The organism is Streptomyces sp. NPDC059861, assembly GCF_042731435.1.
Classification (GTDB): Bacteria; Actinomycetota; Actinomycetes; order Streptomycetales; family Streptomycetaceae; genus Streptomyces.
In genome coordinates this window covers 52631-61840 of the sequence record NZ_JBHWJQ010000047.1, presented here as the reverse complement: position 1 = coordinate 61840, position 9210 = coordinate 52631, and the positions used below count along the sequence as shown (strand labels likewise).

General features: G+C 72.6%; 9 protein-coding genes. 1 reads left to right on the top strand and 8 read right to left on the bottom strand.

Annotated elements, in window-relative coordinates; genetic code table 11:
• Positions 1-47: 47 nt before the first annotated feature.
• The 6 genes from ACFV6X_RS31310 to ACFV6X_RS31285 form a co-directional block, all read right to left on the bottom strand.
• Entirely contained in the window at positions 48-1172 is a 1125-nt protein-coding gene (locus ACFV6X_RS31310) for a serine hydrolase domain-containing protein (protein WP_385389310.1), read from the bottom strand.
• Positions 1169-2086 carry a DUF6895 family protein gene (locus tag ACFV6X_RS31305; protein WP_385389307.1) on the bottom strand — a complete coding sequence of 306 codons (918 nt, stop codon included), beginning with the start codon at positions 2084-2086 and terminating at the stop codon, positions 1169-1171. The genes ACFV6X_RS31310 and ACFV6X_RS31305 overlap by 4 nt, the downstream gene beginning before the upstream one ends.
• Positions 2083-3018, bottom strand: coding sequence for a DUF6895 family protein (locus ACFV6X_RS31300; protein ID WP_385389305.1), 936 nt, complete (start codon positions 3016-3018; stop codon positions 2083-2085). The genes ACFV6X_RS31305 and ACFV6X_RS31300 overlap by 4 nt, the downstream gene beginning before the upstream one ends.
• Complete coding sequence (locus ACFV6X_RS31295) at positions 3015-3704, bottom strand: hypothetical protein (protein WP_385389303.1); 690 nt, start codon at positions 3702-3704, stop codon at positions 3015-3017. The genes ACFV6X_RS31300 and ACFV6X_RS31295 overlap by 4 nt, the downstream gene beginning before the upstream one ends.
• Positions 3705-3726: 22 nt before the next feature.
• Entirely contained in the window at positions 3727-3915 is a 189-nt protein-coding gene (locus ACFV6X_RS31290) for a hypothetical protein (RefSeq protein WP_365451190.1), read from the bottom strand.
• A gap of 129 nt (positions 3916-4044) precedes the next feature.
• Positions 4045-5187: an aromatic acid exporter family protein gene (locus ACFV6X_RS31285; protein WP_385389300.1), complete on the bottom strand. Its 1143-nt coding sequence runs from the start codon at positions 5185-5187 to the stop codon at positions 4045-4047.
• 308 nt (positions 5188-5495) lie between these two features.
• Here ACFV6X_RS31285 and ACFV6X_RS31280 point away from each other — a divergent pair, with 308 nt between their 5' ends.
• A complete protein-coding gene (locus ACFV6X_RS31280; RefSeq protein ID WP_385389297.1) occupies positions 5496-7052 on the top strand; it encodes an APC family permease in 1557 nt (518 codons plus the stop codon).
• Between the two features lie 249 nt (positions 7053-7301).
• On the opposite strand, the gene ACFV6X_RS31275 is transcribed toward ACFV6X_RS31280, so the two are convergent.
• Complete coding sequence (locus tag ACFV6X_RS31275) at positions 7302-7475, bottom strand: CsbD family protein (protein WP_385389295.1); 174 nt, start codon at positions 7473-7475, stop codon at positions 7302-7304.
• A gap of 134 nt (positions 7476-7609) precedes the next feature.
• Entirely contained in the window at positions 7610-9142 is a 1533-nt protein-coding gene (locus ACFV6X_RS31270) for an FAD-dependent oxidoreductase (RefSeq protein ID WP_385389293.1), read from the bottom strand.
• Positions 9143-9210 lie beyond the last annotated feature (68 nt).

Genomic DNA, 9210 nt, shown 5'->3' with positions numbered 1-9210 from the left:
GGACGCGGCACACCGCCGCGTCCGATGCCGCCCCCGTCGCGGCTCCGTCAGTCCTCCGTGAGCAGCGCGTAGGCCGCGGCCACGAACGGGTCCCCGGCGCGGAAGCGGCGGGTGCACAGCGCCGCGACCGCCGTGCCGGTGTCCGGCCGGAAGCCCAGGAACGCCTGCTGGCCGAGGGTCGCACCGCTGTGGAAGTACATCGGGCCGCCCTCGGCGGTGGGGTGGCGGAACCACGTGACGGTGTGGACGTGCCGGTGGCTCAGCCCGCGCCGGAGCACCGGGGTGCGGACCGCGCGCAGCGCGCCCGTCAGGGGAGAGTCGCCGGGGTCGAGATGCGCTTCGAGGAACGTCAGCAGGTCGTGCGGGGTGGCCCGGACCGCGCCCGCGGCGGTGAAGCCTCCGGCGTCGAAGCCGGGGAGCGTCCCGGTGCCGTCCTTGGTGTGGCCGACGGCGTCCAGCTGCGAGTCGCTGGGCCGCAGGGCGGTGCCGTGCAGCCGCAGGGGGCGCAGCACGTGCTCGGTGAGCAGGTTCTCCCAGGAGGCGCCCAGAGCCGGGGCCAGGGCGTGGCCGAGGACGGCGACGCCGAAGTTGGAGTAGTGCCATCGGGTGCCGGGCCGGTGGCGGGGGCGGTGCCGCAGGAACGCGTCGACGACCCGTGCCGCGGGGTAGCGGGCGTAGGGGTTGGTGTGCCAGGCGGGCATGGCCTGCAGGTAGAAGTCCCGTGGCAGGGCGGGGAGGCCGGACGTGTGGGTCATCAGGTGGGCGAGCGTCACGGGGGCGTCGCCGGTGTCCCGGCCGGGGCCGAGGAGGCCGAGCGCGGGCTCGCCGCCGGTCAGTCGGCCGCTGTCCACCAGGTAGGTGAGGAGCAGGCCGGTGTAGGCCTTGGTGGCGGAGCCGATCTCGTAGCGCAGGTCCTCGCGGAGCAGGGGCGGAGGCGGTGCGGTACCTCCGGAGCGGAGGGTGCGGCGGCCGTGACGGGTGACGGCGAAGACGACGTCGGGGGCGTCGGACGCGGCGACCGCGTCCTCGAGGAGCAGCGCCAGCCGGCCGTCCTCCTCCCAGGTGACCGCCGGTGCGGGGGGCACGGGCTCCACGGTGGCGAGGGACGCGGCATCACGCGGTGGCTCCGTGTCGAACGGTGCTCCCGGCCACGGCGTGCGGGCGCCGGTCATGACGCGTGGGCCACTTCGCTCAGGGCCCGGGAGGTGGCCAGCACGGAGGCGAACGCGGCGACCAGCGTGGGGTGGTAGACGAGGTCGAACACCTCTTCGGGGCTGCCTTCGGGCATCGTGCGCAGCGCCGGCATCGCCCCGTCGGGCCGCTGGGCGGCGGCGAACCCCTGCCACGCGCGCGGGTCCAGGGTGGGGTGGGGCAGGCAGGCGTCGACGACGAGCAGTTCGCCGAGCAGGTCCCAGCGTTGCAGGTCCAGCCAGTCGTCGAGCCACACCGGCAGCCAGGTGGCGAGGTAGTCGGCGAGGGCGGGCGGCAGCCGGTCGGGGTGCTCACCCCAGTCGGTGAGGTGGAACACGGTGTGGGTGACGGTGTAGGCGATGTGGCCCTCGACCGTCCACGGTTCGGGCGTGCGGGCCAGCCAGGTGGCGCCGAGTGCCTCGGCCTCGGGCGGGTGCGGCGCCAGGCCGAAGCGGCGCTGGAAGGCGGACAGGCCGAGCCGGCGGGTCGGATTGGCCTCGAAGGCGGACCAGCTGCCCAAGCGGTGGTTCAGTACGGCGGCCCGCTCCACCTCGGGCTGGCTGTAGCCGAGCTCCTTGAACGGCAGGTACACCTCGAAGGGGATGGGGGAGATCGGTTCGACCTGCTGGCCGCGCACCAGCATGCGGCCGCCGTCCAGGGCGTCGCGCCAGGTGTGGTCCAGCAACTCCCTGGCCATTCGGGCCTGTTGTGAACCGGCCACGCCCTCGCGGAACAGCACCTTGCAGATCAGGGCGAGTTCACCGATCGGCTTGAAGCGGTCCAGGAAGCCCACTTCGGGGTCGACGTCCGGCTCCAGCCGGAAGTTGTCGCGGTGGGTCCACAGCCACTCGATGGCGGCGACTCCGACGTGGTGCATCAGGCGGGTCTCGGTCATCGGAGCACCTCCAGCTGGTCGCGGCCGGTGTGCCGGAGCGTCGACGCGGCGGCGAAGGCGGCCATGAGGGTGGAGTGGTAGCAGTGGGCGAAGTCGTCGCCGTCGCCGCGGTCCTCGCCGCCCTGCTCCGGGACGGCGCCGGTGGGCAGCTGCGCCGCCGCGACGCGGGGCCAGGCCTCCAGCGCGGCGGCCGGAGGGTGGGGCATGCTCCCGGCCACGGCGAGGAGTTCACAGCTCAGGTCCCACATCCGGGCCTCCACGCAGGTGTCGAGCCAGGCCGGGAGCCAGTCGGTGAGATAGGACTCCAGGTCCGGCGGCAGGCCCCCGTCGGCGCGCCCCCAGTCGGTGAGGTGGAAGACGACGTGGGTGACGGCGTATCCGGTGGCGCGTTCGAAGGTCCAGGGTTCCGGCAGGCCACCCAACCAGGTGCGGTCCAGCGCCGGCGACCACATGCCGTGTTCCCGGATGCCGCTGCGCGACTCGGCGTTGAGCACGCCGAGTCGCCGGGTGGGTTCCTGTTCGGTGCACTGCCAGCCCCGGGTGCGGGCGACGACGGCGGTGGCCGCCTCGTATGGCTCGTACCGCAGTCCCGCCGAGGCCAGGGCGGCGTACACCTCGAGGGGGTAGGTCGCGAAGGGTTCCAGTCGCTGGAGCCGGAGGAACAGCTCCCCGTGCCCGGTCTGTTCCCAGGCGAACGACAGCAGGTCGCGGGCGGAGGCGTGCAGGGGGCCCGAGGGCGGGGCGGTACGGGTCACGGTCGCGCAGACCTGGGCCAGTTCGCCGAGCGGCTTCCAGCTGGCGTTGACCCGCCCGTCGACGGCCAGCGCGTCCTCGCCCAGGGCGAACTCCTCGCGGTGCGCGCGGACCCAGGCGAGGGCGGCCCTGGCGACCTCCTCGACGCGCCGGCTCTCCCGCACGTCGACGGCGGTCATACGAACGCACCCTGCCGCATCAGGCGTGCCGCCTGCAGTTGCAGGGCCACGCGCGGGTCCTGGCCGCCCATCAGGTCCACGAAGTCCAGCCCGGCGTCCAGTCCCAGGGTGTCCGGCACGCCGGGCAGCATGGTCAGCCAGCGTCCGGCGCCGGCGGCCTGCCGCCAGTCCCTGCGGCGCACCGCCCGCACGAAGCCCCGGGCGACATCCACCGGGCGGCCCTTGGCCACGCGGATGACCGCGCAGTCCTCGCCGGGCCGGGCCAACGGGGCCAGCACCGCGAGCTGGTGGGTCAGATGCTGCCAGCCGGCCTCGTCGAGCCAGGCCGTGTCGGGTTCCCCGGAGACCGGCACGTCGGTCTCGAACCGGCGCAGCACTCGGGTCATCGCCCAGTGGCTCCACGCGACGGTGCCGCCGGCGCCCGGGCGGGGCGGGTAGGCGGCCACGGACTCCCGGAACAGGGTGAGTTCGCCGGGGGTGGGCGAGGTGTGCAGCAGTACGTGCGGGAGGAGTACGTCGGCTCCCACCACCCGGACCGCCGCCGAGGCGACGCCGTGCTCGGCCTCGCCCGTCACCGCGGTGCCCTCCGCTCGCATGTGGCCTCCGCTCCGAAGAGCGGAGACCACATCGGAAGCGAGCTCCTGCACCGCGCCCTCCAGGAGGGCGGAAGTGCCAGACTGCTTCATTTCGCTGCTCCCGTCGATCCGGTCAGCCCTTCTTGGGCCGCGGGGTCGGCGGCGACAGCAGCAGGGAACCGCCGCCGTCGGACAGGGCGAGCGCTGCGCACTCGCGGCTGTCGCGGTAGACGCCGTCGGCCTCGGCCGGGTCGAGCACCGCGTCGATGTCGGTGCTCTGGATGCCGGTGATTTCCGTGGTGATCTTCTCGGTGGAAGGCATGTCACCATCTCCCTCAGGGTGTAAAGCAGTACCTTCGCCATCCGGTGTCACCGCATCCTCGCGAATGATGCGAACGCCTTCAAAATTCACATAGTTACCGAGTTCAACTTCTCCGCGGCTGACGCGGCGTCACTCCCCGCGCCGCGCGTCCCGGGGCAACTGCTCCGCCAGGCGGCCGGCCTGCGCCAGCAGCGCGCCGTGGACGGCGAGCGCCTCGGGGTCGTTCGGGACCGACCCGGGCAGTTGCTCCCGCAGGGCGTTGAGGGCCTCGTCGAGTCTGCCGACGGTGTCCCGCAGCTCCTCCTCGGATCCGTCGCCGAAGCGGGTCCGGGCGTACAGGTGGATCGCCTCGGCGGCGCGACACAGGAAGATTGCGTACGGGCCGGCGATCCGGGGGTCGGGCCGGGGCGCGCCCCGCTTCTGCTCGGCGACCTCCATGACGGTGCGGGTCACCCCGGCGGCGTGCACGGCCACGTAGTCCAGGACGGCGACGGCGTCGTCGTACGCCTGGCCGGGCGAGCGCCGGCGGCGCCGGCCGAATGGATTGACGCGCAGACTCTCCCGGGTCCAGCCCAGCGAGGAGCGGGCCTGGTCGACCAGCCGCCGCAGGCGCAGCGCCCGGTCGTGCCAGCCCTCGGCGCGGTGGGCGTCCCACTCGTCCTCGCGGAGCCCTTCGGCGACGGACGTCAGGACGGTGTGGGCCTCCCCCGCCGCGTCCTCCAGGGCGGCCCGGGTGTCGCGCAGGTAGACGGGCGGGCGGATCAGCGCGTTGACCGCGATGCCCACCAGCGCGCCGAAGACGGCCTCGGCGATCCGGGCGGCGGAACCGGTGACGCCGACGTTCGGATCGGTGAGGACGAAGAGCGCTCCGGTGGCGGCGTAGATGCCCTGGCTGCCCAGTTGCCGCCAGTTGCCCACCAGCACCGCCACCGGGAGGACCAGGGCCATCGCGGCCATGGCGTTGCCGAGGGCCAGCGCGCCCGCGGTGGCCACCACGGTGCCGAACGCGATGGCCGCCAGCTGTTGCAGGCCGTGCGCCAGCGACCGGTACACGGTCGACTGCACCAGGACTACCGCCACCCAGGGCGCGACGAACGCCATGGGTGCCTGGAGCCACCACCCCACCACGGCCCACGCCACCCACGCGGCCAACGCCGCCTTCACCGCCTGCACCGCCAGGTCGCGCTCCCGGCCCGGGGCCGCGCAGGCCCGCCGTACCGCGTCCACGGCGGCGTCATAGCCACGCCGCGCCTTGTGTCCTGTCGCGCGCATCGATCCCATACCCCCCAGGTGCCACGCATTCCGGGGCCTACAACCGGCCGGAAGACGAACGGGCACGAGGAGTGGTGTGGCGCGGATCACTCGGAAAGATCACCACTCGCCACATCGGGCCTCGCTGCGATTACCGAATATCGGACGCCGGGAAGTCGACTATGGAAGCTCGAAACAGCACCCGTATGCGACCTTTTAATCCAAGGTCTAACTACTCCCGCACCATCGAATGATCGAAACTTGAGCTCCGGTCTAGGCTTATGTCGTGGCGAGTCGGCACGGAAACCGCAGGAATTAACGTCCTGTTCATGAATCAGCTGGACGCACGGCCCCAGGCCGGAGACACGGACGCGGCCCCCGGCGGGGGGATGCGCGCCAAGGGCCTGAGCGGGAACTCCGTCGGCCTGCTGGGCAGCGCGGTCATCGGTGTCTCCACCGTGGCCCCGGTGTACTGCCTCACCTCCACGCTCGGCTCCACCGCGGGCGAGGTGGGCGTGCAGATGCCCGCCGTGTTCCTCGCGGGATTCCTGCCGATGCTGCTGGTCGCCTTCGCGTACCGCGAGCTGAACAAGGTGATGCCGGACTGCGGCACCTCGTTCACCTGGACGGTCAAGGCGTTCGGGCCGCGTGTGGGCTGGATGTGCGGCTGGGGACTGGTGATCGCCACGATCATCGTGCTGTCGAACCTGGCCGGCGTGGCCACGTCGTACTTCTGGCTGCTGGCCGGTGAACTCACAGGCAGTGAGTCCGTCGCCGCGCTGGACGGGAACAAGGCCGTCCACATCCTCACCTGTCTCGCGCTGATCGCGATCGCGACGGTGATCAGCTTTCGGGGGATGACCGCGACCAAGGGTGTGCAGTACGCGCTGGTGGCGCTGCAGCTGGTGGTGCTGGCCGTGTTCGTGGCGATGGCCTTCAGCAAGGCGGGCAGCGTCGACTTCCCGACCTCGGCTCCGTTCTCGTGGTCGTGGCTGAATCCGTTCGCCGTGCAGTCCTTCGGCGCGTTCACCGCCGGCCTGTCGCTGTCGATCTTCATGTACTGGGGCTGGGACGCCTGCCTGACCGCCAACGAGGAGACCAGCGGCAGCAGCCGCACCCCCGGCCGCGCGGCCCTGGTCGCCATGGTCGTGCTGGTCGGCTCCTACCTGGCCACCGGCGTGGCGGCACAGATGGTCGTCGGCTCCGGCGACCAGGGGCTCGGCCTCGCCAACCCCGAGACCTCCGACAACGTCTTCGCCGCGCTCGCCGGCCCGGTGATGGGCCCCGCGCTCGGCATCCTGCTCTTCGTCGCCGTGCTCGCCTCGGCCGCGGCCAGCCTTCAGACCACGTTCATCCCGGTGGCCCGTACCGTGCTGGCGATGTCGACGTACGAGGCCCTGCCCGCCTCGTACGCCCGGGTGCACCCCCGCTTCAAGACGCCGGGCCGGGCCACGGTGACCGCGGGGGTCGCGACCGGCCTGTTCTACACGGTGATGTCGCTGGTCAGCGAGCACGTCCTGGTCGACACCATCTACGCGCTCGGCCTGATGATCTGCTTCTACTACGCCCTGACGGCGTTCGCCTGCGCCTGGTACTTCCGTGCGGAGCTGCTGCGCTCCGGCCGCGACCTGGTCTTCAAGGGGCTGTTCCCCGTGGTCGGCGGCGCGCTGCTGGCGGCGGTGTTCGCCAAGACGCTGGTCGACATGTGGGACCCGGCCTACGGCAGCGGCTCGTCCGTGCTGGGGGTGGGCTCGGTGTTCGTGATCGGCGTGGGGCTGCTGGCCCTGGGCCTGGTGATCATGTCCGTGATGCGGCGGCGCAGCCCGGCCTTCTTCCGCGGCGAGGTGCTGACGGCGTCGACGCCGGCCCTGGTCGCCAAGGACTGACGCGCCGTCCAGCCCCCGAAAGGGGGTGGGCCTCCGCCGCGCGCAAGTCCCTGCGGGGCCCTGTGCCCCCGGTGTGGCGACGCGGTGCGCTCACGCCATCCGCACGGGACGTGCCCGCCTGGTCACGCTGTGAGTTTGACCGAGAACGTTCGTAGCAACCGTCGGGGGCGGGGTGAGCGCCCGCGGGTACCGCCGCACATGCGAGGAGCGGGTCCCCTCGTGCAGGGGACCCGCTCCTCCTTCGACCGTTCAGTGCTTGAACGTGTCCTTGGTCTTCTCCTTGGCCTGGCGAGCGTCACCCTTGGACTGTTCCGCCCTGCCCTCGGCGGTCATCCGCTCGTTGCCGACCGCGCGGCCGGCCGCCTCCTTGGCCTTGCCCTTGGCCTGTTCCATCTTGGCCTTGGCCTTCTGCTCTCGCGCCACGATCGTTCACTCCAAGCGTCGACGGCATTCGCTGTCACTGTCCGGGTGGCCCGATCAGCGAGGCTCAAACGCCGCTCACCCCCCGTCCGGTGGACCACGTGAAAGGTCCCGCCGTTCCAGCGGTCGTACCGCCGTCAGAGGTCCCGCCGTTCCAGCGGTCGTACCGCCGGGCCCTGGAGAACCTGGCCGTCCGGGGCGAAGCGGGAGCCGTGGCAGGGGCACTCCCAGGCCTGTTCGGCCCGGTTGAACGCCACCAGGCAGCCAAGGTGGGTGCAGCGCGCCGACACGGCGTGCAGCCGCCCGTCCTCGTCACGGTGGACCGCGCAGCGCCGGCCGCCGACGTGCACGACGGCGCCGTCACCGGGGGCGAGGTCGTCCACGCCCGGCCGGGTCAGGCCCGGCAGCCGGTCGCCGACGAAGTGCCGGGCGACGGTGGCCTGATGGCGGATGAACTGGCCGCCCTCGCGCAGCACCGGGGCGATGCGGCGCGGGTCGTACAGCTCGCTCCACGGCGGCGCCTCACCGCCGGTGATCTCGTCGCAGAGCAGCCGGCCGGCCATGATGCCGCCGCTCAGGCCCCAACCGCCGAAGCCGGTGGCGACGTAGACGTGATGGCTCGCGGGATGCAGCGGGCCGACGAGCGGCACGTGGTCGGTGGAGTCGTTGTCCTGTGTGGCCCACCGGTGGCTGAGGTGCAGCGTGCCGAAGTGGCGCTCGGCCCAGCCGGTGAGGGTCGCGAACAGTTCCTCGGTGTCCTTGCCGCTGCCGGGGGTGAAGTGCTCGCCGGTCACGATGAGCAGGCGTTTGCCGTCGGCGTAGGGTGCCGTGCGCACCGAGCGGGTGCGGTGCTCGGGGGTGATGTACATGCCTGTGGGCGCCTTGGCCGCTTCGACGGGAGCGGCGATCACCAGTTCTCGGCGGGGCGAGAGCCGGGTGAAGAGCAGGGCGCGGTCGAAGATCGGGTAGTGCGTCGCGACGACGACCGCCCGGGCGGTCACCCGGGTTCCCTCCTGCGTGGTCAGCACGCACGGCTCCCCCTCGGTGAGCCCGGTGACGCGCGTCCCCTCGTACAGCTGCCCGCCCCCGGCGCGAACGGCGTCGGCCAGCGCCAGCAGGTACTTGCGCGGATGGAACTGGGCCTGGTCCGCGACCCGCACCGCGCCCTCGACCGGGAACGGCAGGTCCGTCTCGGTGACGAACCCGGCGGTCAGTCCCGCCTCGCTGGCCGCCTCCGCCTCGGCCCTCAGCTCGGGGACACGGCGGCGCCCTTGCGCGAAGGTGTAGGCGGCGGTGTCCTCCCAGTCGCACGCGATGCCCAGTTCGCGCACGATATCGGCGGCGTGGTGGATGGCCTCCGTCTGCGAGCGCGCGTAGAGGCGTGCTCCGTCGACGCCACGGGTGCGGCGCAGCCGGTCGTAGATCAGGGTGTGCTGGGCGCTGAGCTTGGCGGTGGTGTGCCCGGTGACGCCGGCGGCGATCCGGTCGGCCTCCAGCACGGCGACCCCGTGCCCGCGCCGGGTCAGCTCCCATGCGGTGCTGAGCCCGGCGATGCCGGCGCCGATGACGGCGACGTCGACCTGGAGGTCACCGGCGGGCGGGGGTGCCGGTTCGCCGGGCGGGACCGTGTCGAGCCAGTACGACGCGTGGGATGCTGCCTGCTCGGTCATGGCGGCCGAGTTCCCGGGGCAGGTGCCGGTCACACGGAACCGTTCGTGCGAGGCCCGAGGCACCGGTC

What these genes read in the sequence shown, in the direction of transcription:
- ACFV6X_RS31285 (WP_385389300.1), bottom strand. Translation starts at nt 5,187, where the DNA reads ATGCGCGCGACAGGACACAAGGCGCGGCGTGGCTATGACGCCGCCGTG.
- ACFV6X_RS31300 (WP_385389305.1), bottom strand. Translation starts at nt 3,018, where the DNA reads ATGACCGCCGTCGACGTGCGGGAGAGCCGGCGCGTCGAGGAGGTCGCC.
- ACFV6X_RS31305 (WP_385389307.1), bottom strand. Translation starts at nt 2,086, where the DNA reads ATGACCGAGACCCGCCTGATGCACCACGTCGGAGTCGCCGCCATCGAG.
- ACFV6X_RS31270 (WP_385389293.1), bottom strand. Translation starts at nt 9,142, where the DNA reads ATGACCGAGCAGGCAGCATCCCACGCGTCGTACTGGCTCGACACGGTC.
- ACFV6X_RS31290 (WP_365451190.1), bottom strand. Translation starts at nt 3,915, where the DNA reads ATGCCTTCCACCGAGAAGATCACCACGGAAATCACCGGCATCCAGAGC.
- ACFV6X_RS31295 (WP_385389303.1), bottom strand. Translation starts at nt 3,704, where the DNA reads ATGAAGCAGTCTGGCACTTCCGCCCTCCTGGAGGGCGCGGTGCAGGAG.
- ACFV6X_RS31310 (WP_385389310.1), bottom strand. Translation starts at nt 1,172, where the DNA reads ATGACCGGCGCCCGCACGCCGTGGCCGGGAGCACCGTTCGACACGGAG.
- ACFV6X_RS31280 (WP_385389297.1), top strand. Translation starts at nt 5,496, where the DNA reads ATGAATCAGCTGGACGCACGGCCCCAGGCCGGAGACACGGACGCGGCC.